We start from the raw sequence: 25,116 nt of genomic DNA on the forward strand, positions 1-25,116 counted from the left end.
CTTGACCTGGGGGCCCCTTGCGCGTGCCCCTGGGCCTTACAGGGGCACGGGATAGAACACCCGGCCCTCGCGGAAGCGTATGGCACGCGCACCCCAGGTAAAGCCTCGGTTTTGTTGGCGTCTTGCGTTTTGTGGGGGTTGCGTTTTCGGGCGGTGGGGCGCCTGGGAATTCATTCTTTAGAGCCATGATCGACTATTATTTGCGGGTATTATTGGGGGCATGACCCTCGATGAACTCTTGGTCGAGGTTGAGGCGAAACAGGCCGCTCTGTGTCATGCGAAAGCGGAACTCGCCACAGCCTTGATCACATTCCACGTCGCCGCCGACGATCGTGATTACCGGTTTGTGCAGAATGAGATCGCCTGCGCCCTACACATCTCCCGACGTGGCGCTGACCGCATCCTGTCCAACGCCTCCGAGCTGACCGAACGCCCCCGGGTGCTCGCGGCCCTGTCGGCTGGGTTGATCGATGAGAGCAAAGCTCTGTTGATCGTCGACCAGATCCGCATCCTCAAGGAACCCCAGACCTCGATCGCCGAAGCGAACCTCCTGGATTACGCCCCCACCCGGACCTACACCTCCATCCGGCGGCGTGCCCAGACGTTGATCCACAAACTCGACCCCAAAGCGGCCGATCTCCGTCACGAAGAGAAGCGCAAACGCAGGTTGGTCGAGAAGATCAACCTGGACGACGGCATGGCCGAACTGCGTCACACCATGACCGCGCATGACACGGCGATGGCCTTCGATCACATCGATCGGATCGCGAAGTCCCTGCCCAAGGACGACCGGACGCTGGATCAGAAGCGGGCGGATGTGGCTCGGGATCTGTTGCTGGGTCTCGATACCCCGGCGCCGCAGGGCCAGACGATGGTCTACCTGACGATGCCGATCACCGCGCTGCTCGGCCTGACCGATGACCCGGGCATGCTGGCCGGATACGGGCCGATCCCCACGAACGTCGCCCAAGACATCGCGGCAGGCGGCATCTGGAAACGCATCCTCACCGACCCCGCCACCGGCATGGCCGAAGAAGTCAGCGACACCTACCGGCCGTCGCCGAAACAACGAGAGCTGATCAACGCCCGCTACCCCAGGTGCACCGCGATCGGATGCCAGCAGCCGTCACACCGCTGCGATCTTGATCATTGCTGCCCCTTCGACGGCACGAACACCACGATCCGCAACCTGCGGCCGAAGTGCCGTCATCACCACACCATGAAGACGCACTCGAACTGGCGGTGTGAGAACCGAGAAGACGGCACCCATCGGTGGACCACACCGGCCAAGCGAACCTACGACACCGAACTCGAACCCATCGCCGAACCGGCACCGTTCTAAAGGCGCCGCGCGCCGATCTGGGTGATCGCCACCTGAGCGGCACCGAGAACCACAAGGGCCAGCGGAACGTGCCAAGCCAGCGAAGCGGCTAGCGCGGAAGGCGATGCCGGAACGAACATCTGACCGACGAGGTCTCCCAACGGCGGCACGCGGCCCAAGCCCACGGCGATGAGCATCACGGCGATCAGGGCGCTCATCGTCCAACCCGGACCGGCGAGCACGGGGCGCGAGCAGAGGAGGCCGACGGCGATGCCGAGCGAAGCCGCGACGACGTGAGCGCCCAGGCCGATCAGGACGGTGGAGACGGGGTAGGGCGAGGGGTTGACGAGGATCGGCACCAGGACCGAGAGGGCGACGAGCAGGGTGTTGGCCAGGGCCGCGAGCAGGAGCACTCCGGTGGCCGCGCGGCGCCAACCTCCGGCGGCGGTGATGGTGACCGTGCGGGTGGTGGGGTCTTCGCTGTTGGCCACGACGGCGCTGAGCCAGGCGCTGACCGGGAACAACAGGAGCACGGTGGCGCCGTAGGCGGGGATCGCGGGGCCCGCGCCGGTGGAGTAGAGCATGCCGAAGACGGCGGCGAAGACGACCATCGGCGGGAACCAGCGCTGGGAGCTGATCAGTTCGGCGCCGAGGTAGCGGACCAGCGCGATCATGCGGCGCTCCGGCTGACCTCGTGGACCGAGCAGCCCAGGGCGAGCGCGGCGGTGAGCACCGAGTCGAGTTCCGCGCCGAGGACTTCCAGGCGCACCAACGGTCCTTGCGAGGACTGGAGCACTCCGGGGAGCGAGATCACTTCGGCGTGCAGGTCGGACGGGCACGTGAGGACGACCGCGCCGGTGCCGGTGGACTCGGTGTCGACAGGGCGGACGGAACCGTCGGCGACCGCGACGGTGCGGGTGGAGGCGAGGCGGGAACGGGAGCCGGTGTGGTCGGTGACCACGGTCGAGGCGCCCTCCGCGACGGCCGAGTTGATCATGGCACAGAGTTCGGCGCGGGAGTGCTCGTCGAGGCCGGCGAAGGGTTCGTCCAGGACCAGGAGGCCGGGGGCGGCGACGAAGGCCTGGGCGAGGGCGACGCGCTGGGTGTTGCCCTTGGACAGCTCGGCCATGGGGCGATCGGGGTTCCCGGCGAAGCCGAGGCGCTCCAGCAGCTCCATGCCGGTGTCGGCGGCGCCGCGGATCGCGGCCTGGTGACGGAGGTAGTCGCGGGCGGAGAGCTTGAGCCCGGCGGGGAAGCGCTCCGGCACGAAACCGACCGTGCTCCGGCCGGTGACCGCGCCCGCGGTGGGGGCGACGATCCCGGCGAGCACGCGCATCAACGTGGACTTGCCGCTGCCGTTGACGCCGAGCAGCACGACCAGCTCGGCGCGGTCCACGGACAGGTCGACGCCGCGCAGCACCCACGGGCCGCGCCCGTAGCGCTTGCCGACCTCCGTCAAGGCGATCACCGGAACAACAGTGCCAGAAAGAAACAGTGCCAGACGCCACTGGGGACCCGGGTTGAACGCGAATACAGGACAAGCGTACTGTTTTCATCAAGTGAGGGGTGCGCCAGCGAACTCAGCGAGAGTGCGCAAGACTCGCCCCCGTTCCCGGACTCACCGCCCGTGATGGAGTTTCACGTGACTGCACCTGCGAGCAAGGACAGCTTCGGTGCCCGCGGCACACTGGCCGTCGGCGACGCCTCGTACGAGATCTTCCGCCTGAGCGCCGTCGAAGGCGCCGCGCGACTCCCGTACAGCCTGAAGGTCCTGCTGGAGAACCTGCTCCGCACCGAGGACGGCGCCAACATCACCGCCGACCACGTCCGCGCCCTCGGCGAATGGGACCCGAAGGCCGACCCGGCCACGGAGATCCAGTTCACCCCGGCGCGGGTGATCATGCAGGACTTCACCGGCGTCCCCTGCGTCGTCGACCTGGCCACCATGCGCGAGGCCGTCACCGGTCTCGGCGGCGACCCGGCCAAGGTCAACCCGCTCGCCCCGGCCGAGCTGGTCATCGACCACTCGGTGATCGCCGACGTCTTCGCGCGCCCGGACGCCTTCGAGCGCAACGTGGACCTGGAGTACCAGCGCAACAAGGAGCGCTACCAGTTCCTGCGCTGGGGCCAGAGCGCCTTCGACGAGTTCAAGGTCGTGCCGCCCGGCACCGGCATCGTGCACCAGGTCAACATCGAACACTTGGCGCGCGTGGTCATGACGCGCAACGGTCAGGCGTACCCGGACACCGTGGTCGGCACTGACAGCCACACCACGATGGTCAACGGCATCGGCGTGCTGGGCTGGGGCGTCGGCGGCATCGAGGCGGAGGCGGCCATGCTCGGCCAGCCCGTCTCCATGCTGATCCCGCGCGTGGTCGGCTTCAAGCTGCACGGCGAGCTGCCCCCCGGCACCACCGCGACCGACCTGGTGCTGACGATCACCGAGATGCTGCGCAAGCACGGCGTCGTCGGCAAGTTCGTCGAGTTCTACGGCTCGGGCGTGACCGCGGTGCCGCTGGCCAACCGCGCCACCATCGGCAACATGAGCCCGGAGTTCGGCTCCACCGCGGCGATCTTCCCGATCGACCAGGAGACGGTGAACTACCTCAAGCTCACCGGCCGCACCCCGGAGCAGCTGGCGCTGGTCGAGGCCTACGCCAAGGAGCAGGGCCTCTGGCACGACCCGGCCGCCGAGCCGGACTTCTCCGAGCACATCGAGCTCGACCTCTCCACCGTGGTGCCGTCCATCGCGGGCCCGAAGCGGCCGCAGGACCGGATCGTGCTGGCCGAGGCCAAGGAGAAGTTCCGCGGCGTGCTCGGCGACTACGCCCCCGCCTCCGGCAACGCCGACGAGGCCTCCGAGGAGTCCTTCCCGGCGTCGGACTCCCCGGCCATCTCCGCCTCCAACGGCAAGGACGAGCCGCACCAGCTGCCGAGCGCGAAGGGCCGCACCAGCAAGCGCGTCCCGGTCACCCTCGCCGACGGCACCGAGACCACGCTGGACCACGGGCACGTGGCGATCGCCTCGATCACCTCGTGCACCAACACCTCCAACCCCTCGGTGATGATCGGCGCGGCGCTGCTGGCCAAGAACGCCGTCGAGCGCGGCCTGACCAGCAAGCCGTGGGTGAAGACCTCCCTGGCGCCGGGCTCCAAGGTCGTCATGGACTACTACGAGAAGGCGGAGCTGCTGCCGTACCTGGAGAAGCTCGGCTTCCACCTGGTCGGCTACGGCTGCGTCACCTGCATCGGCAACTCCGGCCCGCTGCCGGAGGAGATCTCGAAGGCGATCAACGACAACGACCTGTCGGTGGTCTCGGTGCTCTCGGGCAACCGCAACTTCGAGGGCCGGATCAGCCCCGACATCAAGATGAACTACCTGGCCTCGCCGCCGCTGGTGGTGGCGTACGCACTGGCCGGGACGATGGACCTCGACCTGGACACCGAGCCGCTGGGCACCGACCCCGACGGCAAGCCGGTGCTGCTGGCCGACATCTGGCCGACGCCGCAGGAGATCCAGGACGTCATCTCCAGCTCGATCTCCTCGGAGATGTTCGTCAAGGACTACGCCGACGTCTTCGCCGGTGACGAGCGGTGGAGGTCGCTGCCGACGCCGACCGGCAACACCTTCGAGTGGGCGCAGGACTCCACCTACGTGCGCAAGCCCCCGTACTTCGAGGGCATGACCATGGAGACCACGCCGGTCACCGACGTCTCCGGCGCGCGCGTGCTGGCGCTGCTGGGCGACTCGGTCACCACCGACCACATCTCCCCCGCCGGTTCGATCAAGGCCGACTCGCCCGCGGGCAAGTACCTCACCGAGCACGGCGTGGAGCGCAGGGACTTCAACTCCTACGGTTCCCGTCGCGGCAACCACGAGGTGATGATCCGGGGCACCTTCGCCAACATCCGGCTCCGGAACCTGCTCTTGGACGACGTGCAGGGCGGCTTCACCCGCAACTTCCTGGCCGGCGGCGAGCAGACCACCATCTACGACGCGTCGGTGGCCTACGCCGAGGCCGGTGTGCCGCTGGTGGTGCTGGCGGGCAAGGAGTACGGCTCGGGTTCCTCGCGGGACTGGGCGGCCAAGGGCACCAGCCTGCTGGGCGTGCGCGTGGTCATCGCCGAGTCCTTCGAGCGCATCCACCGCTCCAACCTGATCGGCATGGGCGTGCTCCCGCTCCAGTTCCCGCAGGGCGAGACCGCCGCGTCGCTCGGCCTGGACGGCACGGAGACCTTCGACGTCGCGGGGGTGACCGAGCTGAACAACGGCTCCACCCCGCGCACCGTGAAGGTGACCGCGACCAAGGCCGACGGCTCGAAGGCGGAGTTCGACGCGGTCGTGCGCATCGACACCCCCGGCGAGGCGGACTACTACCGCAACGGCGGCATCATGCAGTACGTGCTCCGCAAGATGGTCCGCAGCTGATCCAGTCGCTCTGAGGCCGTTCGTCCGCCCGTCACCAGGTCCAGGTGACGGGCGGACGTGGTCCTGGGCGGTACTCGCAGTAGGTGCCGGTGCGGATCGTGGTGTCGAGGTGGTGGCCCAGTTCGGCGTCGCCCTCGGCGATGCGCGCGATGATGGTGCGGAGGCTGCGCGTCACGTTGAGCCGGGCGCGTTCGGCGCTGGAGCCGGTGCGCCGTTCCCGCCCACCGAGCCCGACGGCGCCGGTCAGTTCCCGGACGAGCGCGTCGATCTCCAGTTGAGCGCGGTCGGCACGGGCGAGGTCGTTGAAGGACTCGGCCTCCTCCCGCTCGGCCCGCAGATCGTCCAACCGCGCGCGGTATGCGGCCTTCGCGGTCGCGTCGAGCACGGGAAGCCCCTGCTGGGCAACGGTTTCCGCTCCTACCAGGTCGAGGACGTGCAGCTCGCCCGAACTGGACAGCAGCCGCACCAGGTAGCCGATCCCCTTGGTGTTCCTGAGCCGGACCACATTCTGTCCACAGTGGAGTGACCAGTACTCCCCTTCGCGGCGCAGAGAAGCCGACCGCACAGCACCGGAGGGCTCCACGTGCGCGAGCGCTTCCTCGTGCAGCAATGCCATTCCCAGCTCGGCGCACTCGTCGCGGACCTCGGTGGCCAGCGAAGCGCCGCGTGCCGTGCCGCGAAGGACATGCGCGTGGTCCAAGCGAATCCTGGCGAAGAGCGGCCGAGCACGCATGGATCGAGCCTGCCCAGCAGCGAAGTTGAGGTACCGCTCGGCCTCCTCCAGCCGGGACAGCATCACCGCGAGCAGCCCGAGCGCGTGCGCCACCAGGCCGTGCACGGTCCCGGCGCCGACCGCGACGCAGCCGTCGTACGGGCTGAGCGCGTCGAACAGCGGCTCGGCGTGCTCGGTGGCGCCGGTGCGGTAGGTGATCTCGGCGAGCATGGTCAGCAGGCAGATCCCCAACGGCTGGCCCGCGATCGCGGGAGCGCTCTGCGACATCGCCATGTCCAGGAAAGCCTTGGGCTCGGCGGTTTTCCCGAGCTTGGACTGCACGAGCGCGGTGACGCAGAGGCCGAACGCGGTGAACTCCGGGCGCTGCGACATCCGTTTGCCGTACGCGGCGAGCTGGGCCTCAGCCTCCGCTCGGTCGCCCCTGGCCAGGGCGAGCGCGGTTTTGTGCTGGTAGTAGAGGTGTTCGGCGGCTTCGACGTGCGCGCGCTCGCCGAGGACCAACGCCTCCTCGATCATCGGCTCGGAGTCGGCGAAGCGCCCGTCGAGGAAAGCGAAGTGCGCGGCGATGCAACGGTGGTAGAACAACCTCAGCGGTGCGCGCAGCTCCTCGGCCCAGCGGCCGTACGCCACAAGGGCTTTCTCCGCTTCGACCCGGTCGCCCAGTTCGACGAGGCACACCACCCGCCACAGCGCGCCGTCGGCGGCCAGGTTCTCGTCACCCGCACGCCTGCCGAGCTCGATGATCTCGATGGCCGTCCGCAGCCGGTCCCCCGCGTTGTCCGGCGTCCAGTGCGCGTTGTGCATCGTGCCCAAGACCTCGGCCAGCGTCGCGGGATCGTCGGCAGCGCGAGCCAGCGCCTCGGCCTCCGTGACCAGCACGCCGCGCCGATCACCGGTCCCGGGCACGAGGACGAGTTCGCGCGACAGCCGTGCGAGCAGTCGGGCGCGCAGTGCGGAGTCCTTGTCCTGCAAGGCATCCAAGGCATATTCGAGGTTGGTGATCAGCTTGGGCTCGTTCGCCCACAGCTCGTCGCGCACACAGCAGCCGAGCGCCGCGAGGCCGAGCGATCGTACGTCGCCGATGGCCTTGGCCAGCTCGAAGGCGTCCTGATAGGTCTGCGCGGCGAGCTTGCCGTTGCCGGAGCGCCACTGCGCGAGCGCGAGGTTCATCAGGATGTCGCAGCGCTGCGCGCCTTCGCTCTCAGCGACAGCGGAAGAAGCACGGGCGAAGTGCCGGACGGCGTCCTCGAAGGCCAGCGAGCGCATGGCGTGTTTGCCCGCGAGAACGTCGTACTGCACCGCTTGGTGGGGGCCGTTGCCGTGGGCGAAGTGGTGTGCGACGCGGCTCGCGACGGCTCCCTGGTCGGTGGCGCGCGCGAGGATCGCCTTGCCAGCACGGCGATGCAGCGCCTCGCGGTCGGCGACGGCGAGGCGCCGGTAGAGCGCGTCACGCAGCAGCGCGTGGACGAAGCGCAGCCGGTCGCCCGCGACCAGCACGCGGCGACGGAACGACTCGGCGAGCCGACCGCGCACGTCCGCGAGAGCGATGTTCGCCAGCTCGGCCAGCTCGGCGGGGTCGAACTCCGCGCCGAGCACCGCGGCGGTGGACAGCAGCGACACCTCCTCCTCACCGAGCAGGGCGAGGCGGCGATCGATGACGTGCTCGACGGCGGCGGGGATGTCGGAGCCGGAGCCTCCCGCGCCGAGCAGCCGCGCGACCTCACCGGCGAACAGCGGGTTCCCGCCGCTGCTGCGGTGCACGCGGGCCACGAGTTCGGCGGGCGGCAGCGCGAGGGTGATCGAGCGCATCAGCTGGCCGACCTCCTCGCGGTCGAGCCCGGTGAGGTCCACCCTCGGCCCGAACCGGCGCAGCTGCGGCAGGCGCTCGGTCAGCGTGGAGTCCTCGGCGTCGACGTCGCGATAGGTGCCGATCACCACCAGGCCCGCCTGCCGGAGCTGGTGGCCGAGGAACTCCAGGTACCGCAACGATCCCTCGTCCGCCCAGTGCAGGTCCTCCAGCACCACCAGCAGCGGCCGCTCCCCCGCGCAGCCGACGAGCACCCTGGTCAGCGTGTCGAACAGGCGGAAGCGCGTCGACTCGTCCTCCGCGCCGGCGCCCACGGCGTCCTCGGAGTCCGCGCGCTCCGGGAGCACGCGGCTGAGGTAGCGCGCGTCCCCGCCGACGAGGCCGGAAACCCAGTCCCAGCCCCGATCCGCGACGCACCCGCGCAGCACCTGGACGAACGGCCAGTACGGCGACTGCCCCTGCCCCGGCCAGCACCCGCCCCACAGCACGCGGACGTCCCGCTCGCCCGCGGTGGCGGCGAAGCGCTCGACGAGCGTTGTCTTGCCGATCCCGGCCTCGCCCGCGACCAGCACCAGCGACCCCAGCCCGGCCGCCGCGCGATCGAGGCACGCGGTCAGCTCCGCGACAGCGCCGCCGCGCCCCACGAAGGACAGTGCATCGTGCATTTCGGCCCCCTTGCGCGATCCCGCGCGCAGCCCATCAGCGCTGGGCTCGACGCGCCAACCCCATTTCCCCACCGAAAAGGACGAGTTGCACTTAAGGGCAGAAAAACCACCCGTTTGCCAGCAGCGAATCTCCGTGTGGGATCAACCACGACACCGGGAACGCGAGCGATCGGCGTGAAAACGTAGAGCCCGTGTCGGCGCTAATGCTCGACCCCGCAAGCGGGTCTTCGGTTGGCCTGCTGGTCGCGGGGCTCATCGTGCTGGTCGGCGCGGTGGTCCAGGGCTCGATCGGCTACGGGCTGAACCTGCTGGCCGGGCCGTTGCTGGCGTTGATCGACCCGGCGCTCGTCCCCGTTCCCGTCCTGATGATCGCCTGCGTCCAAGCCGCCCTTGCGGTCGTTCGCGAGCACAAGCACACCGAATGGCGCGGCGTCGGCTGGGCGATGGTGGGCAGGCTTCCCGGCAACGTCCTCGGTGTGCTCGCCGTTGCTTCGCTGCCGTTGGCGCAGTTCAACATAGTGATCGGCGTGTCCGTGCTGGTCTGCGTCGGGCTGTCCATGCTCTCGCTGAAGCTCAGCCCGACTCGCCCCGGCCTGGTTGTTGCCGGGGCCGCAAGCGGCGCGTTCGGCACCGCGTCCTCCATCGGCGGGCCACCGATCGCGTTGCTCTACCAGCACTCCACGGGTCCCGTCGTGCGCGCGACTCTCGGCGCCTACTTCCTGCTCGCTTCGATATCCTCGGTGGTGACGCTGCTGATCGCCGGGCAGGTGCGGGTGGAGCACCTGAGCGCCGCGGCGGTTCTGCTTCCGTTCATGCTCGCCGGATTCGCGGCTTCGGGGCCGCTGCGCAAGTTCCTCAGAGGCCCTCGCCTTCGCTACGCGGTGCTCGGGGTCGCCGCCGCCAGCGCCATGTTCCTCATTCTGCGAAACCTTTTCTGATGAGCGCCAAACGTTCCACGGGCGGGTTCTGTGCGAACGGAATCCACACCAGCTCGGAATCGTCCGCGCTCGGCCGCAATGCGACCAGATCACGCTGACTGCTCAACTCATATGTGAACAACGTGTGCCCAGCCGGAGCGCGGTGCAGCACGGGATTCCACCCCGCCGAGGCCGCGTGCTCCAGCACCGCGTTCGCGTAGCCGGGCGCGCGATCCTCCGAGAACCACAGCAAACGCTGCCCCTCGAGCGAGTTCCAGTCCACAGTGGACACTCCGGCCAACGGGTGCGAAAGGTGCACGACGACGCCCAAGGGCTGCTCGACGAGCACGGTGATCTCCAAGCCCTCCAACGGAACCGGCAGCCTCACCACGCCGAAGTCGAGCGCGCCCGCGCGCAGCAGTCCGGGCTGCGCGGCGGAGTCGGCGGGCTCGAACCGAACCTCCCCGTCGATTTCCGCGCGCAGCCGGTGCAGCAGCTCGCCAGGAACACCCGAACAGAGCCCGACAACGACCTCAACCAGGACGGACCGCGCCGCGTCCAAGCCGTCCGAGAGCACGCTGAACGCCTTGCGCGCCGCCGCCGCGAGCGCGTCGCCCGCGGGCGTGAGCCGGACCCCGCGTGCGTTGCGGTGGAACAGCTTCACGCCGACCCTGCGCTCCAAGCCGCTGATCTGCTGACTCAGGCTCGGCTGCGCGATCCGCAGGTCCTCGGCCGCGCCGGTGATCGTGCCCGCCTCGACGACCGCGAGGAACGCACGGAGGTGCCGCAGTTCGATGCCGTCAAGCTGAGCCATAGGTCTGAGCCTATGCCTCGCGCGCAGATTCGTCTTGGTCAGCGAGCCGTCGCACGAGCTTGACTGGAGGCATGTTCCTCGTCCTGTTGAAGTACCGCTCCCTCGAAACGATCGACACGTTGCTTGAGCAGCACTACGCGAACCCCGACGGCGCGTTCGCGCAGGGTCTCGTGCGCCTCGCGGGCCGCCTGGAGCCGCGCACCGGCGGGCTGATGGTGCTGGACGGCACGCGCGAGGACGTGGAGCGCGCGGTGGCCAGCGACCCGTTCATCACCAGTGGCGCGGCGACGGCCGAGATCACCGAGTTCATCCCCACCCGTCAGATCAGCGAGCCCGTCAGCGGGTCGTAGCGGTGCACGCCCCCGGGGAGCGTGAGCACGCCGCCGCGCACGTCGTCGGTCGCGCGAACCACGGTCAGCGGCTGGCCGTCGCGGAGCACCTGCGCGCCCTCGGTCAGACCGCCTTCCACGGGGAGCACCGCGTAACTGGAACCGTTGGGCACCAACACGTCCAGACCACCATCGACACGGATCGTGAGCGTGACGACGAGCTGTCCTTCCACGTCGTGGATCGGCGCGGGGTCGCCGGCATAGAACTTCTTGCGGCCCTCGCCCACGACATCCATGCCGTTGTAGAAGTTCGCGCCGACCTTGTCCACCCAGAAGTGCGGCACGTGCGCCTTGGGAGCGCCGAAGGTCTGCCCCGGGTAGTACGACAGGTGCCAGTGCGGCGGATTGTCAGTGTGCAGCGTGTTGTTGGTCTCGAAGCCCATCAACGCGAAGAAGTGCCCGCGCTGCTTGGCTTTCTCGATGAGCCCCGCGTCACGCAGCACCACCTCGGCGGCGGCCATGTGGTTCACCACGGCCTTCGCCTGCCCGGCGGGCCAAGCCACCGACGTCCACGGCCCGGCGACGCGGTCGGGGTCGTTGTGCTCCACGCGCCAGTAGAGCCCGCTCGCGGTCGAGCCGCTGAGGTAGCTGGACACCTGCACGGTCCAGCTCGCCGCGTTCGGGCTCGCCGCGAGCACCGGCACCGTGAACCGCACGCCCTCGGGCTCCGCCACCGTCGCGAGGCGGTTCTTGCCTTCGATCACCGCGCTGATCGGAGTTCCTGGCCAGCGCACGGAGATCTCCACGCCCGTGCTGCGCGGTCCTTGCACGTAGAAGTAGAACTCCGCGCGGCTCGCGACCTGGTGCTTCGTGCCGGGCACCATCGTGTAGCCCGTGGGCAGCGTGATCTCCGGTGTGCTCGGCGCGCTGGGCGTCGCCTTCACCAAGCGCACGGCGGCATAGCTTGCGGGCTCGGCGGCGGACGCGGGCACTCCGAGTACGGCAAGGACCACTACGAGCAGCAAGCGCACGAGTACCTCCGGATGATCAGCGGGAGGCAGAACCTAGTCAGGTGCTCGTCGGCGCCGCGATCCCTGTTGAGCTAGGCCGAAAACGTCGCGCCAAAAGGAGCAGCGGCGGGAGCAGCACGCACTGCGCCGCGACGACGAGCCAGAACGCAGTACCGCCGACGCTGTCATAGAGCACTCCGCCGACCAGGCCGCTCGCGCACGCGCCCAACCCCGCCGCGAGCCGTTGCTGGCCGAACACCACGGCGGCCGAGCGCGGTGTGGTGTCCAGCGCGACCAGCTCGTTCTTGAGGAACAACACGATGTCGCCCAACGTGATCAGCACGGCGCCGAGCAGGATCGCGTGCGGCAGCACAGCCATGCCGACCGCGAACCCGGCGAAGCCCACCACCAGCGCGAGGGAGTACCGCATGCGCGCCACCACGCCGGAGACCAGAGGTTGCACCACGATGACCAGACCGGCGTTCACCAGCAGCACCACCGAGTAGTACTCCGGCGAGGTCCGAGGCACCGCGAACACGGCGAGGAAGTGCTGGAGGAAGAAGTACAGGTAGAAGCTCATCGCGGTGGCGCAGAACGGGAGCAGGCTCAGCCCCGCCAGCGGGGACCCCTCGCTCCGGGGAGGTGCGGGCCGCTCCGGCAGCAGCGCGTGGCCGAAGGTCATGGCCAGGAACAGGCCGGTGACCACGGCGAAGACCGTCCCGGGCACGCTGAGCACGAACGGCCCCGCGAGCAACGGCCCGGCCGCCATGCCCGCGTTGAGCGCGGCGTTGCTCGCCGACAGGAACAGCGGACGTTGTTCTCCGCTGACGCCCTCGACCAGGTAGGCCTTGTTGGCGGGCAGGTAGAGCGCCGCGCCGCAGCAGGTGAGCACCAACGCGGGCACAGCGGCCGGTGTCCAGGCCAACCCGGCGAGCAGGCAGGCGAAGCCGCAGGTCCGCACCACCAGCGCCAGCACCATCGCGCGCCGCACGCCGATCCGCTCCGCGACCACACCGCCCACGATGCCGCCGGAGAACTGCACCAGCGACGCCACCGCGAGCACGACCCCGACCGCACCGAGACCGAGGCCGAGCCGCTCGTGCAGGAACACCGACATGAACGGCAGCACCATGAAACTGCCCAGCGGGATCAGGAACGAGCTGGCCAGCAGGAACTTCGCTGCTGGGTCAAAGCGCACAGTGGGGTCACAACGCACTGGTGCGCACCCGCAACGTCCCGGCGGCGGCGGTGACCCGGTGCACGGCCAGCTCGGCGGTCTCGGCCTCCGCGAGCACCATGCCGACGCAGCCCCGGTGATCACCGAGATGCTCGATCAGCACCCCGGGTTGCTTGGTGGGCAACCACTCCGGCGCGCCAGGCAGCTCGCCCAGCTGGGAGAGCCCGCTCACCTCGGCGAAGACACCCGCTTCCTCCGGGTAGCTCAGCGTGAACGCCACGGCCGGGCCGCCGGGCAGTTCGATGCCGATCAGCTCGGGCCGCTCACCGAGCGCGAGCTGCACGGCCGCGCGATAGACGTTGTAGCCCAACGCCCTGCACATCGACTCCGCAACCTGGGCACCGCCGATGCGGGGGTTGATCTCGATGACCTCCGGGCCGGTCGCGGTCATCGCGAACTCCACGTGGGCGAAGCGATCGGTGTAGCCCACCGCCGCGAGCACCTGGCCGATCCACGCGGACAGCTCGGCGCGTTGGTGCTGCGGGAAAGCGACGGGGAAAGCAGTCACCGACTCGACGAACTTCGGCGGCGGGCTCATCAACCGGCTGGACACGCCGAGCAGCCGGGTGTGCCCGCGCCAGGTCAGCGTTTCCGCGCTGTAGACCGGGCCGCGCAGGAACGGCTCGGCGAACAGGGTGCCGGACAACGTCGCGGCCTCCGCCTCCGCACGCACCACGGACAAGTCAGACGAATCCCGCACGAGCCAGACGTTGCGGCTGCCCGTCCCCGCGGAGTCCTTGACCACCGCTGGCAAGCCGGTCGTGCGCGACAACCACTCGATGTCCAGCTCGGCGACGGCGACCCGCTCCGCACGGCCGGAGGACAAACCCTTCTCCCACAACAGGTTCCGCACGGCGAACTTGTCGCGAGCGAGCCGAACGCGCTCCGCCGCGAGCCCGGGGAGACCGAACTCCTCGGCCAGTTCGGCCCCGGCGACCGCCCACGTGTCGGTCGAGCTGATCAGCCCGCGCACTCCGGGAAGCGCGGCGATGGCCTTGTGCACCGCGTCCCGGTCGAAGGTGTCGACCACGACCACGTCGAGCCGGTCCTCGGCGATCGAGGCCAGTTCGTGGTGGTAGAAACCGGGATCTTGTGTCAGCAGGCACAACCGCTCGCCCAGCTCCGACGCGGCGTCGACCAGCCTGCGCAGGCCGAAGGTGAGCGACTCCAACACCACGATGGTCATCGTGCGGCTCCTGAGCTGGTGAGTGCGCCGTGCTGCCACGTTCTGCGGTCCCACGACATGGCCGACCACGGCATGACCAGCCCGGCCGGATCGGCGATCTCGACGGGAGCGAGCCCGCGCGCGTCCAGCGCTTCGGTGTGCCGGGCGAAAACCCGCTCCACATAACGGTGTCCGGTGTCGGCGGCGATCACCAGGTGCACGCGGGCCGGGTCGCGCTCGGCCTCCCAGCCGCCCACGAGGTGCGCCGCGCCGGTGGAGAGCCCGGCGAAGACCGCGTGCTCGCGCAGTAGCCGCACCGATCCCGCCATGGCGTGCGTGAAGTCGATCCAGTGCAGCCGGTCGTACAGCTCGTGCCGGACGTTGCCGAACTCGATCGCGCTGCCGATGCCCGCGATGATCGCCTCGGGGTCGCTGTGCGCCTCGCTGCCGAAGGTGACGCTGCCGAAGGGCTGAACCCCGACCAGCCGGACCGAGTCGTCGTGCCGCCGCAGGAACCCGGCGAGCCCTCCGGTGGAGGCGCCGGAACCGACCCCGCCGACCACCGCGAGCGGGCGCCCGCCGAGCCCCGCGCCCGCCAGCTCCTCGGTGACCAGCCCGGCCACCTCCGCGTAGCCGAGGTAGTGGATCCGGTCGTGGTACTGCCGCATCCAGTGCACGTCAGGGCGCTCGGCGAGCAGCTCCTGGACCCTGGCCACCCGCCGGTCCTGGTCCTGCCGGAGGTCCTCCGACGGCGGAACCTGCTCGACGGTCGCGCCCAGCACCTCCAGCTGCGCGCGCACGGTCGCGTCCACCGTGGTGGAGGCGACGATGTGGCAGCGCATCCCGTAGCGGTGGCAGGCCAGCGCGAGGGAGACCGCGTAGATCCCGCTGGAGCTGTCCAGCAGCGTCTGTCCTCTGTGGACGATCCCGGCGTCCAGCAGCGCGCGGACGGCGGCCAGCGCGGAGTAGATCTTCATCGTCTCGAACCGGATCAGCACGACGTTCTCGCTCAGCCGGACCAGGCGCGGCACGGACAGCGCCTCGGCGATGTGCTCATGCACGGCAGAAACCCCCCGAGGCGAAGCTGCACTGCATGCCGAGCGAGCGGAAGAACGAGGACAGCTCGTCCATGAGCACGCGGGAGGGTCGGCGCGGGAAGAGGTAGCCGAGCAGCGAGCCGGTGTGCGCGACGAACACACCGTCCGCGCCGAAGCGACGTCGTTCGGCGAGCACCTCGTCGAAACCGGCCTTCGGCAGCACCTGTTGGGACAGGACCGCGCTGTGCGTCGCGGCCCGCGCGATCCGCCGGTGATCACCGGCCGCGAACCCGGCGAGCAGCTCGCCGAGGCAGTCCACATAGGACTTCTCACGCACCGCGTAGTGCTCCAGCAGCAACGGGGTCACCCCGTCGGTGTCGACAGCGGTGCCGTCGGAGACGAAGCAGGTGTGGAAGCCGATCTCGGCGCCGAGCGGGCGGAGGAGCTCGTGCCGGTCGCTGAGGTAGAGCGCGAACTCGTCCAGGAACACGCTGTCGGCGCGCTCGATCGCGGACAGGATCTCGATCACCACGGCCTGGTCGTAGCGGATGCCGGTGAAGCCGTAGAGGCAGCGCAGCGCGGCCACGACGTCGGCGGTGGAGGAGGCCATGCCCACGCCGATCTCCAGCTCGGAGTGGGTGCTCCAGGTCCCGGCGGGCAACCGGACGCCGTAGTGCCGCAGGAACAGCTCGACGGCGCGCGCGGCCTTCGGCAGGGCGGGGCGCGGTTCGGCGGTGCCACCGTCCGGGACGAAGTACGCCCAGGAGTGCCGGTCGACCGGGAAGGACACCAGCCCGATCGCGCGCTCCCCGTTCCGCGTGACCGGCCCCTGGAACAGCTCACCCAGGGTGCCGTGGCAGACACCCGAGCTGAACAGCGGCAACGCGGTCGGCGGCACCGGCGGTGCCACGCAGGGTACGGCGGTCATTCGGGCCTCCTTCGCTGTGGAGCCGCGACTGTATACAGCTGCATACACTCAGCGGAAGGAAGGGATTTCGAAGCCGAAAGGCTTGCTCAGACGCGCTTCGGCTGGTTCTCGCGCGCGTTTCGACGGGCAGCGTGCATGTGCTCGCGGGACAGCCGCTCTGCCAGCTCGCCGTCGCGCCGGGACAGCGCCGCGACGATCTCCTCGTGCTCCTCCAGCGCCTCGCGGACGCGCTCGACCGAGGAGAAGGCGCGGCTGCTCGTCCGCGACACGAAGGCGTTGATCCCGTCAGCGGTGCGGGTCAGCGCGCCGTTGCCCGCGACGGCGTAGATCTCCGCGTGGAAGGCCAGGTTCGCCGCCACCATCTCGGCCAGGTCGTCTTCGGCGAGCCCTGCTCGCACCCGGTCGTTGGCGTGACGCAGGCGGGCGAGGCTGTCACCGGTGATCCGCTCCGCGGCGAGGGAGGCGGCGAGCCCGTCCAGCGCGGCGCGCACCTGGAAGATCTCGTCCATTTCCTCCGGCCCGACCGCGACGACGACCAGGCCCTTCAACGCGTCGGGGGCGACGAGGCCATCGGCGGTCAGGCGCTTGATCGCCTCACGAACGGGGGTGCGGCTGACGTTGAACCTCTTCGCCAGCCGCGTCTCGACCAGACGGGCCCCGTCGGTGAACCGCCCCGAGACGATCCGCTCCCGCAGCGCGAGGTAGACCCGCTCGCCGGCACTGAGCTCCTCATCTCCTGCCAGCTCCCAGCTCCCGGCGACCTCGGTCTCCGGCATCGCACCCACCTCGTCGTTCCACCGCGCAACGCGCTCACTGTCGGCATTCAGCCACGGGGAGTCAACAGGAAGACCCTGATCCGCCGCGACCCGGCCCGCTCCGCATAAGTGTCGTAGGCGGGCCAGTGCTGGATGATCTGGGCCCACAGCTGTTCGCGCAGCTCGCCTTCGGCCAGCTCCGCCCGCAGCGCGACGGGCTTCGCGCGGACCAGGGCTCGCGCGTCAGGGTTGGCGATGAGGTTCGCCGACCACGCCGGGTGCTTCTCTCCGCCCCAGTTCGAGGCGGTCACGATGAAGCCGCGCGGGTGCGGCACGTGGAGCAGCGGCACCTCGCGCGGCTGCCCGCTCTTGCGGCCCGTGGTGGTGAGCAGCATCGACGGCAGGCCGAGCAGCGCCAGCAGGCTGATCTTGCCCTTGGTGCGGCGCTGCACGGCGAGGTCGACGGGCACGACGGCCCGGCCGAGGTCGGAGAACCACTTCTTGCGGCCGAGCCGACGCGCCACGGCGGTAATCGGATTCACCTTTCCCAGGTTACCCGCCGGTAGTCCCGACCACCTGCGCCAGTGCCACCGAGAACCGGCCCGCGTCGTCGGTCCAGAACCGGCGCAGCGCCAGCCCGGCCGCGTGCAGCTCGTCGGCCAGGCCCTGCCTGCGGAACTTCGCCGAGGTCTCCGTGCGCAGCTCCTCCCCCTCGGCGAAGGACAGGTGCAGCCCCAGCTCGACGACGGTCACGCTCATGGCCCGCCGCGCGCGCAGCCACATCTCGATCCGCTCCGCCCCCTCGTTCCACCGCGCGACGTGCTCGAACTGCTCCACCTCGAAGTCCGCGCCCAGCTCGCGGTTGAGCACGTGCAGCACGTTGCGGTTGAACTCGGCGGTCACCCCGGCGGAGTCGTCGTAGGCGGGCACCAGCACTCCGGGGTCCTTCACCAGGTCCGCGCCCAGCAGCAACCACTCCCCCGGTTCGAGGGCCTCGCGCACCGAGCGCAGGAACACCGCGCGCTCCTGCGGCTCCAGGTTGCCGATCGTGCCGCCGAGGAAGGCGATCATGCGGTTGGGCACGGCGGGGATCGCGTCGAGGTGCGCGGTGAAGTCGCCGACCACCCCGTGCACCTCGACGTCGGTGTACTCCGAGGCGATCGAGGACGCGGCCATGGCCAGCGCGCTGGTGGAGACGTCCAGCGGCACGAAGCGCTTCAGCAGGCCCTGCCGGTGCAGCGCGTCCAGCAGCAGCCTGGTCTTCTCCGAGGAGCCGGAGCCCAGCTCCACCAGCGTCTCCGCCCCGGTCACCCTGGCGATCTCGTCGGCCTCGCGCTCCAGCACCTCCCGTTCGGCGCGGGTCGGGTAGTACTCGGGCAGCCGGGTGATCTCCTCGAACAGCGCGCTGCCCCGCGCGTCGTAGAACCACTTGGGCGGCAACCACTTCGGGGTCGCCGCGAGGCCCGCGAGCACGTCGGCGCGCAGGGAGCGCGCGGCGTCGGCCTCGGTGTGGTGCAGGTCGAGCACGAGCTGTGGCATGGTGAAGCTCCTAAAGGCTCTCGATGTCCACAGTGGATTCACTAATCGTGATGAGTTGCTTGTCCGACAACGCTTTCCAGTCGGATTCGCCGTCGATGGGCTCGGAGGAGACCAGCACTCCGTCGGCGTTGTGGCGCACCGACAGCGCGTGGTCCCACGTGGTCGCGGCGAGCTGCCGCCCGTTGGTGAGCATCAGGTTCAGCCGCGAGCCCGGAGCCGCCTCGTCGACCGCGGCGACCACCTCGGCCAGCGCGACCCCGGGTGGCTCTCCGGCGCGCAGGCGGTCTCGCACGAGCGCCCACAGCACCGCCGAGTCCGTCGGCGCGTCCAACGTGATCAGGTCCACGGTCGGCAACCGCGCGGCGAGCCCCGCCAGCGACACCGGCCACCCGTCGACGCGGCCGTTGTGGCTGAACAACCACTCGCCGTCGGCGAAGGGTGCGTTCGCGGTCTCCACCACGGGCATGCCGACCGTCGCCGAGCGCACGGCGGCCAGCACCGCACCGCTGCTCGTGGTCCCGGCGAGCGAGGCGAAGGCCGCGTCGCTCCACAGTGGACGGACGGTCCGGTAGCGCGTCGGCTCGGGTCGAGTGGCGGTGTACCACCCGACACCGAAGCCGTCCGCGTTGATCGTGCCGCCGCCGCGCATGTCCTGCGGCGCCCACGACTGGCGCATCAGGGAATGCGGCGGCAGCAACAGCAGGTCGCCCAGCAGGACTTCCCTGCCGAGATAGCCGAGGTGTCTGCACATGGCGCTACCCCAGCTCCCCACCTCCTGGCGTTCGGGCGCAACGAAAGCCGGAGAAGATCTGCCTGCGGATCGGGTAGTCCCAGTTGCGGAACGTGCCACGGCAGGCCGCAGCGTCCGTGCCGAAGCACCCGCCGCGCAGCATCTTGTAGTCCGGCCCGAAGAAGACCTCGGAGTACTCCTGGTACGGGAACGCGGTGAAGCCCGGGTAGCCGTGGAGGTCGGTGTCCACCCACTCCCACACGTCGCCGATCAGCTGCCGGACGCCCAGCGGCGACGCGCCCGCCGGGTAGGCGCCGACCTCCGCCGGACGCAGGTGCCGCTGGCCGAGGTTGGCGTGCTCCGGCCCGGGATCGTCATCCCCCCAAGGGAATCTGCGCGAACGCCCGGTCGAGGGGTCGAAGCGCGCGGCCTTCTCCCACTCCGCTTCCGTCGGCAGTCGTTTGCCCGCCCATCGCGCGTACGCCTGCGCCTCGTGGAAGCTGACGTGCACAACTGGCTCGGCGTCGCGCACCGGTGCGACCACGCCGAAGCAGTCGCGCAGCCAGCGATCCCCGTCCTTGCGCCAGTACAGCGGCGCGCGCAGGTTGGCCTTGTTGCGGTGCGCCCAGCCCGCCTCGCTCCACAGCTCCGCGCGCTCGTAGCCGCCGTCGGCCATGAACTCCCGGTACTGCCCGCAACTGATCGGCGTGGTGTCGATGAAGAACGCGTCAACGTGCACCTGGTGCGCTGGGCGTTCGTTGTCCAACGCCCACGGCTCCGTGGACGTGCCCATGGTGAACGGCCCGCCCGGCACCAGAACCTCCTGCGGCAGAACGTTTCCGTCGGCCTTGGGAGGGTCGGGCGCGTGCAGCACGGCCGTGCTCTTGCGGGTCTGGTGCGTGATCAGCATCGTCTCGTCGTGCTGCTGCTCGTGCTGCACCAGCATGCCGAAGGCGAAGGCGTTCTCGACCAATCTGCGCCCCTGCAAGGGAACGCGGTCCACGACGTCCATCGTCTTGCGCCGCACCTGCTCCACGTACTGCCGCGCCTCACCAGGCTTGAGCAGCGGCAGCGCGGGCCGCGACGCGCGCGAGTGCTTGAAGGCGTCGTACAGCTCGTCGATGTCGCTGCGCATGGCGGGCAGGCCGCCGACATCGCGCACGAGCCACAGCTCTTCCTGGTTGCCGATGTGCGCGAGGTCCCAGATCAGCGGCGACATCAGCGGGGAGTGCTGGCGCACCAGCTCGTCGTCGTCCAGCACGTCGGTCAGCGCCGCGCTGCGCAACCGCGCCCGTTCCAGTTCGGCGGCGGCCTTCGCCCGCAGCTGTTCCTGCTCCGTGGTCGTCATGCCCGTTCACCCGCCCTCGCCCGCTCAAGGGATGCGATCACCAGCGAGGCCAGTTCGGCGGGCAGCCGCAGCGCGGGGATCGCGCGCACGCCCAGCTCGAAGACCTTCGCGGCGACCTGGGCCAGCACCGGATCGGCCAGCCCGTACCGCGCCGCCTGCTCCCAGCGGTCGGCGGCGTCCACCGTCACGTCCAGCACAGCGTCCACAGTGGACTCCTTGTGGAACAGCGCCGTGAGCAGCACCACCGGAACCACCCACTCGCCCGGCCGCTGCGTGTCCAGGTAGCGCACCTCGATGTAGCCGCGCGGCCGCACCGGCGGGAACATCGTGCTCAGGTGGTAGTCGATGTCGTCGGTGGTCGGCGGCGGGTCGAGCGCGCCGTCCGCCCAGTCGCCGAGCGTCACACCTGGTGGCGGCGACCAGTCGTCTCCGGGTCTGCGCAAGCACACCAGCGGCGTGTCCAGCGCGTGCCGCGCCCACAGCAGCGCCGGATCGGCCCCGACGGGCGCGGGCGAGGTGCGCCCGGGATCGGTCTCGGAGACCGCGCGCATCCTGGTGGAGGCCCAGCCGGTGTGCGTGCCGCTCAGCTCCGGCGAGTTCGCGAAGGCCGCCGACAGCACCGGACCGAGCGCGTGCACCGCGGCCCAGCGCGCGGGAACCCGGTGCGGCTCCCCGGCGTCGAGGCAGACCTGAAGGCCCGCGGTGCTGCACATCATGATCCGGCCGTGCGGCCCGATGGGTTCGAAAGCGCGCTCCATCGCCCGGTAGCGGGGCGTGTCCAGCAAGCGCTTCTGCGGCCGGAACGGATCGGTCCCGTTGGCGCCGAGCACGAGCCCGGACTGGCGCAGGAGTTCGGCGACATAAGCGATGTCGGCGGAAGCGAGGGAGATCAGGGTGCTCAGTTCGGGCTGCGGTGCGGTCGAGACCTCGACCTGGCCACCGGGCTCCACGGTGAGCAGCGAACCGTTCGGCAGGGGGAGTTGCGGGCCGCTGAGCTCCGTTGGCGCGTGGGCGCCGAGCGCGGCGACGAGGTGGTCGTGCTCCAGCGGTCTTCGCGGGTCGTCGGCGTGGTGCACGGTCCACTCCAGCTCGACGCCCACCAGACGCGGAGGCCCTGTCTTGAAACAGATCGAGGCGATGTAGGCCTCGGCGTGCGCGCGCGTGCTGACGACCTGCGCGCTCGGGGGCGCGGTGCGTGTGGTCAAGATGATCACTCCTGGTGACTGGGCTCCTCCCGAAGCTACACACGCCCCCTGACACCCGCACCCCGTCGAGTGAGGCGCCGCCGCACGGGGGACGGCCGGAGCAGCGGGTTTCACCAGTGCGTCATCACCCGTTCAGCCCCGAGCCGTCCCCCGTGCGTCAGACACCCCAGCCGACCAGCTCAGCCGGTCAGCTCGACGTGGAAGATTCGGTCGTTGTTGGCCGCACCGTCCTTGTCGGTGGTGGTTGTCAACCAGAGCCCGCCCGTCGGTGACTTCTCCACGGTGCGCAGCCGGTCGTAGGCGCCCTGGAAGTACGCCTTGGGCGCTTCGACCCCGTCACCGTTGATCTTCATGCGGTACACGCGCTGCCCGGTGGTCTGCGCGATGAAGATGTGGTCGTTGACGATGGTCAGACCGCTGGGCGAGTTCGAGCCCGTCGGCGCGAAAGTCCTTGCGGGCCGGATGAATCCGGGCTTGTTGCAGCCACCGCCGCCGAGCCCGGTCGCGGTGCCCTCGCAGTCCGCCCAGCCGTAGTTGCCGCCCTTGACGATCAGGTTCAGCTCGTCCATCTGGCTGTTGCCGAACTCCGTCGCCCACAAACGACCTCGCGAGTCGAAGCCAAGGCCCTGGACGTTGCGGTGGCCGTAGCTCCACACCGGGTTCCCGGCGAACGGGTTGTCGCCCGGCACCTTGCCCTCCGGCGTGATCCGCAGGATCTTCCCTGCCGTGGAGCCAAGGTTCTGCGCGTTCTGGTGCGCCTGCGCGTCACCGGTGGCCACGTACAGCATGCCGTCCGGCCCGAAGCGCAACCGCCCGCCGTTGTGGTAGCGGCTCTGCGGGATGTTGCCGAGCAGAACCTGGTAGCTGGACTGGACGAGCGCGTTGTTCTCGTACTTCATCCGCACGACGCGGTTGCCCTCGTTGGACGAGTGGTAGGCGTAGACCCACTTGTCGGCAGCGAAGTTCGGCGACACCTCAAGTCCGAGCAGGCCGCCCTCGCCGCCTGTCGTGACCGCGTTCGGCACCTTGCCCGCCGGAGTGCGCTGCCCGCTCTGCGTCAGCTTGAAGACGGTGAAGTTGTTGCGCTCGCTGATCAACGCCGATCCGTCCGGCAGGAACGCCACACCCCACGGAACGTCCACATTGGACGCGATCGTGGTCACGCGCCCCGGCTCCACGCCTCCCCCGCCGCCGGGCGGAGCGGTCGTCACGGTGATCTCGTTGCTGGCAGCGGATCTGTTGCCGACGGCGTCCCGCGCGCGAACCGTGAACCTGTAGGCAGTGCTGGGATTGAGCCCGCCGACCTCGCCCGAGGTTCCCGTCGCCGTGGCCGCGACCTGCCCGTCGCGCAGAATCTCGTAGCCCGTCACGCCGATGTTGTCCCGCGACGGACTCCATTGCAGCGCAACGCTGTTCGGCCCGACCGTGCCGCGCGCGAGGTTCGTCGGAGCCGACGGCGCTTCAGTGTCCTGCTGCGCGGGAGGTGTCTTGATGACCACCTCGTTGCTCGCCGGGGACACGTTGCCGGCGGCGTCCTTCGCGAAGACCGTCCACTGGTACTCGGTGTTCGGCGTGAGCCCGTCGACCGTCGTGGACAACCCCGTGACCGTCTTCATGTGCTGGCCGTGCTGGTAAACGTCGTAGCCCACGACACCGACGTTGTCGCGCGCGGCATCCCACGCCAGCGCGACGGCGGTCGGGGTCGCCGCGCCGTTGGAGCGCAGATTTCCCGGCGCAGTGGGCTTTTCAGCGTCAGCGGCGTCGACGGTGAGCTTGTCCGCGTTGGGGCCGCCCTCCGCCGTCGTCGCGGTCGCGCGGATCTTGTTCAGCCCGGCCGTGAGCGTCGCCGTGACGGACTTCGTCTGCCAGTTCGTCCACGCGCCTGTTCCTGGGAAAGCCACCGCGCTCGCCGAGATCGCGCCGTTGACGCGGATGTCGACCGGACGGTTCACGCCGGTTCCGTTGGCGTAGCGCAGGGTCAGCGCGTAGGTCCCCGCCTGCGCCGCGTTCACCGTCCACTCGACGAAGCTGCCGGATACGTTGGTGTAGTTGACGAATCCCCGTCCGGAGAACCCGGCGTGGTTGGACTCGACGACGCCCTGGGAGACCAGTGCGTCCTCGGCCTCGTAGTCGGTGGGCGCGGCGTGCGCGGACGCGGCCAGCATCGCCGCGATCGTGGTCGCCGCCAGTGCTACAGCCAGGGCGGGACGCCAGCGGGGTTGGACAGCCACAGTGCCTCCAAAGCGAAGAGGGCGTGCAGGGTGCGGCGGCGGTCCGGCGGCGTGCGATCCTCATAAAAGTGAAGGAAGTTCCCTAATCGTTGGCCAGATCCCCGCACCGCGCAAGAGCACGGGGTAAGCGCTTGCCGGACACCCCCCGATCGGATTCGTCCATCCGGGGCGCGTGGCGGTACCGTTCGCCCCGTCGCGTGAGGTCAGGCCCAATACGTACGTACGGATTGCACAGGGCGCACACCGGCTGACACGATCTCCGCGTGCCCAGGGTCAGCCAGGACCACCTCGACGCCCGCCGCCGCCAGATCCTGGACGGCGCGCGGAGCTGTTTCGCGCGCCACGGTTACGAAGGCGCGACCGTGCGCAGGCTGGAGGAGGCCACCGGGCTGTCCCGGGGCGCGATCTTCCACCACTTTCGCGACAAGGAATCGCTGTTCCTCGCGCTCGCCGAGGAGGACGCGCTGCGGATGGCCGAGGTCGTCGCCGAACAGGGCCTCGTGCAGGTGATGCGCGAACTGCTCGCGGCCCCGCAGGACATCGGCGGCGAGCACCCCGTGCACTCGCTGGCCACACGCCTGGAAGTGACGCGCCGGCTGCGCACCGACCCCGACTTCCGCGCCCGCTGGGCCGAGCGCTCGCACCAGCTCACCCAGGCCACCACCGCGCGGTTGCAACGCCAGCGCGACGCGGGCAACCTCCGCGACGACGTCGACGTGAAGGTGCTGACCGCGTTCCTGGAGCTGGTGCTCGAAGGCCTCGTCTCCCACCTGGCGATGGGCCTGCCCGCGGACGACCTGGACCCCGTGCTCGACGTGGTCGAGGAAACCGCCCGCCGCCACCGCAACCAGAGCTAGTGTCCTGAGTCAGGAATTCTGTTCAGATAACTGGCTAGGCGGTGAAGGATCTGGTCTGC

Annotated in this window: 21 protein-coding genes; 5 read left to right on the forward strand and 16 right to left on the reverse strand. The window is 69.8% G+C overall.

Annotated elements, in window-relative coordinates; all coding sequences use genetic code 11:
- The first annotated feature begins 220 nt into the window (after window positions 1–220).
- Window positions 221–1,342 (forward strand): HNH endonuclease signature motif containing protein, encoded by a 1,122-nt coding sequence (locus tag ABD798_RS13275; protein ID WP_344874350.1) that lies wholly within the window; start codon window positions 221–223, stop codon window positions 1,340–1,342.
- On the opposite strand, the gene ABD798_RS13280 is transcribed toward ABD798_RS13275, so the two are convergent.
- Both ABD798_RS13280 and ABD798_RS13285 read right to left on the reverse strand, forming a co-directional pair.
- On the reverse strand, window positions 1,339–1,995 hold the full coding sequence (locus ABD798_RS13280) for a hypothetical protein (RefSeq protein WP_344874352.1): 657 nt from the start codon (window positions 1,993–1,995) through the stop codon (window positions 1,339–1,341). The two genes, ABD798_RS13275 and ABD798_RS13280, sit on opposite strands and share 4 nt — an antisense overlap.
- Window positions 1,992–2,789, reverse strand: a complete 798-nt coding sequence (locus ABD798_RS13285) for an ATP-binding cassette domain-containing protein (RefSeq protein WP_344874354.1) — start codon at window positions 2,787–2,789, stop codon at window positions 1,992–1,994. The genes ABD798_RS13280 and ABD798_RS13285 overlap by 4 nt, the downstream gene beginning before the upstream one ends.
- A 174-nt stretch (window positions 2,790–2,963) precedes the next feature.
- Here ABD798_RS13285 and acnA point away from each other — a divergent pair, with 174 nt between their 5' ends.
- On the forward strand, window positions 2,964–5,750 hold the full coding sequence (gene acnA / locus ABD798_RS13290; protein ID WP_344874356.1) for an aconitate hydratase AcnA: 2,787 nt from the start codon (window positions 2,964–2,966) through the stop codon (window positions 5,748–5,750).
- A gap of 31 nt (window positions 5,751–5,781) precedes the next feature.
- On the opposite strand, the gene ABD798_RS13295 is transcribed toward acnA, so the two are convergent.
- On the reverse strand, window positions 5,782–8,955 hold the full coding sequence (locus ABD798_RS13295; protein ID WP_344874359.1) for an ATP-binding protein: 3,174 nt from the start codon (window positions 8,953–8,955) through the stop codon (window positions 5,782–5,784).
- A gap of 203 nt (window positions 8,956–9,158) precedes the next feature.
- Between ABD798_RS13295 and ABD798_RS13300 the strand changes: the two genes are divergently transcribed.
- A complete protein-coding gene (locus ABD798_RS13300) occupies window positions 9,159–9,893 on the forward strand; it encodes a TSUP family transporter (RefSeq protein WP_344874406.1) in 735 nt (244 codons plus the stop codon).
- Here ABD798_RS13300 and ABD798_RS13305 read toward each other — a convergent pair.
- Entirely contained in the window at window positions 9,871–10,686 is an 816-nt protein-coding gene (locus ABD798_RS13305; protein WP_344874361.1) for a LysR family transcriptional regulator, read from the reverse strand. The two genes, ABD798_RS13300 and ABD798_RS13305, sit on opposite strands and share 23 nt — an antisense overlap.
- 71 nt (window positions 10,687–10,757) lie before the next feature.
- On the opposite strand from ABD798_RS13305, the gene ABD798_RS13310 reads away from it, so the two are divergent.
- On the forward strand, window positions 10,758–11,036 hold the full coding sequence (locus tag ABD798_RS13310) for a YciI family protein (RefSeq protein ID WP_344874363.1): 279 nt from the start codon (window positions 10,758–10,760) through the stop codon (window positions 11,034–11,036).
- Here the strand turns inward: ABD798_RS13310 and ABD798_RS13315 are convergent.
- The 12 genes from ABD798_RS13315 to ABD798_RS13370 form a co-directional block, all read right to left on the reverse strand.
- Window positions 11,006–12,046 carry a hypothetical protein gene (locus ABD798_RS13315; RefSeq protein ID WP_344874365.1) on the reverse strand — a complete coding sequence of 347 codons (1,041 nt, stop codon included), beginning with the start codon at window positions 12,044–12,046 and terminating at the stop codon, window positions 11,006–11,008. The genes ABD798_RS13310 and ABD798_RS13315 overlap by 31 nt on opposite strands.
- Before the next feature lie 37 nt (window positions 12,047–12,083).
- Complete coding sequence (locus tag ABD798_RS13320) at window positions 12,084–13,223, reverse strand: MFS transporter (protein ID WP_344874367.1); 1,140 nt, start codon at window positions 13,221–13,223, stop codon at window positions 12,084–12,086.
- 7 nt (window positions 13,224–13,230) lie between these two features.
- Complete coding sequence (locus ABD798_RS13325; protein ID WP_344874369.1) at window positions 13,231–14,448, reverse strand: ATP-grasp domain-containing protein; 1,218 nt, start codon at window positions 14,446–14,448, stop codon at window positions 13,231–13,233.
- Window positions 14,445–15,488: a pyridoxal-phosphate dependent enzyme gene (locus ABD798_RS13330; RefSeq protein ID WP_344874371.1), complete on the reverse strand. Its 1,044-nt coding sequence runs from the start codon at window positions 15,486–15,488 to the stop codon at window positions 14,445–14,447. Before ABD798_RS13330 ends, ABD798_RS13325 begins: the two co-directional genes overlap by 4 nt.
- Entirely contained in the window at window positions 15,481–16,392 is a 912-nt protein-coding gene (locus ABD798_RS13335) for a GHMP family kinase ATP-binding protein (protein WP_344874373.1), read from the reverse strand. Before ABD798_RS13335 ends, ABD798_RS13330 begins: the two co-directional genes overlap by 8 nt.
- An 86-nt stretch (window positions 16,393–16,478) precedes the next feature.
- Complete coding sequence (locus ABD798_RS13340) at window positions 16,479–17,168, reverse strand: GntR family transcriptional regulator (protein ID WP_344874375.1); 690 nt, start codon at window positions 17,166–17,168, stop codon at window positions 16,479–16,481.
- 47 nt (window positions 17,169–17,215) lie between these two features.
- Entirely contained in the window at window positions 17,216–17,689 is a 474-nt protein-coding gene (locus tag ABD798_RS13345) for a nitroreductase family deazaflavin-dependent oxidoreductase (RefSeq protein WP_344874377.1), read from the reverse strand.
- 10 nt (window positions 17,690–17,699) lie between these two features.
- Window positions 17,700–18,686 (reverse strand): L-histidine N(alpha)-methyltransferase, encoded by a 987-nt coding sequence (gene egtD / locus ABD798_RS13350; RefSeq protein WP_344874379.1) that lies wholly within the window; start codon window positions 18,684–18,686, stop codon window positions 17,700–17,702.
- Between the two features lie 10 nt (window positions 18,687–18,696).
- Complete coding sequence (egtC, locus tag ABD798_RS13355) at window positions 18,697–19,437, reverse strand: ergothioneine biosynthesis protein EgtC (RefSeq protein WP_344874381.1); 741 nt, start codon at window positions 19,435–19,437, stop codon at window positions 18,697–18,699.
- Window positions 19,438–19,441: 4 nt separating this feature from the next.
- Window positions 19,442–20,764 carry an ergothioneine biosynthesis protein EgtB gene (gene egtB / locus ABD798_RS13360; protein ID WP_344874383.1) on the reverse strand — a complete coding sequence of 441 codons (1,323 nt, stop codon included), beginning with the start codon at window positions 20,762–20,764 and terminating at the stop codon, window positions 19,442–19,444.
- A complete protein-coding gene (egtA, locus tag ABD798_RS13365) occupies window positions 20,761–21,978 on the reverse strand; it encodes an ergothioneine biosynthesis glutamate--cysteine ligase EgtA (protein WP_425549213.1) in 1,218 nt (405 codons plus the stop codon). The genes egtB and egtA overlap by 4 nt, the downstream gene beginning before the upstream one ends.
- Before the next feature lie 170 nt (window positions 21,979–22,148).
- Complete coding sequence (locus ABD798_RS13370; protein WP_344874387.1) at window positions 22,149–24,200, reverse strand: PQQ-dependent sugar dehydrogenase; 2,052 nt, start codon at window positions 24,198–24,200, stop codon at window positions 22,149–22,151.
- A 263-nt stretch (window positions 24,201–24,463) separates the two neighbouring features.
- Between ABD798_RS13370 and ABD798_RS13375 the strand changes: the two genes are divergently transcribed.
- Window positions 24,464–25,057, forward strand: coding sequence for a TetR/AcrR family transcriptional regulator (locus tag ABD798_RS13375; protein WP_344874389.1), 594 nt, complete (start codon window positions 24,464–24,466; stop codon window positions 25,055–25,057).
- Window positions 25,058–25,116 lie beyond the last annotated feature (59 nt).

It is taken from the genome of Allokutzneria multivorans, from assembly GCF_039537405.1.
Taxonomy (GTDB): domain Bacteria; phylum Actinomycetota; class Actinomycetes; order Mycobacteriales; family Pseudonocardiaceae; genus Allokutzneria; species Allokutzneria multivorans.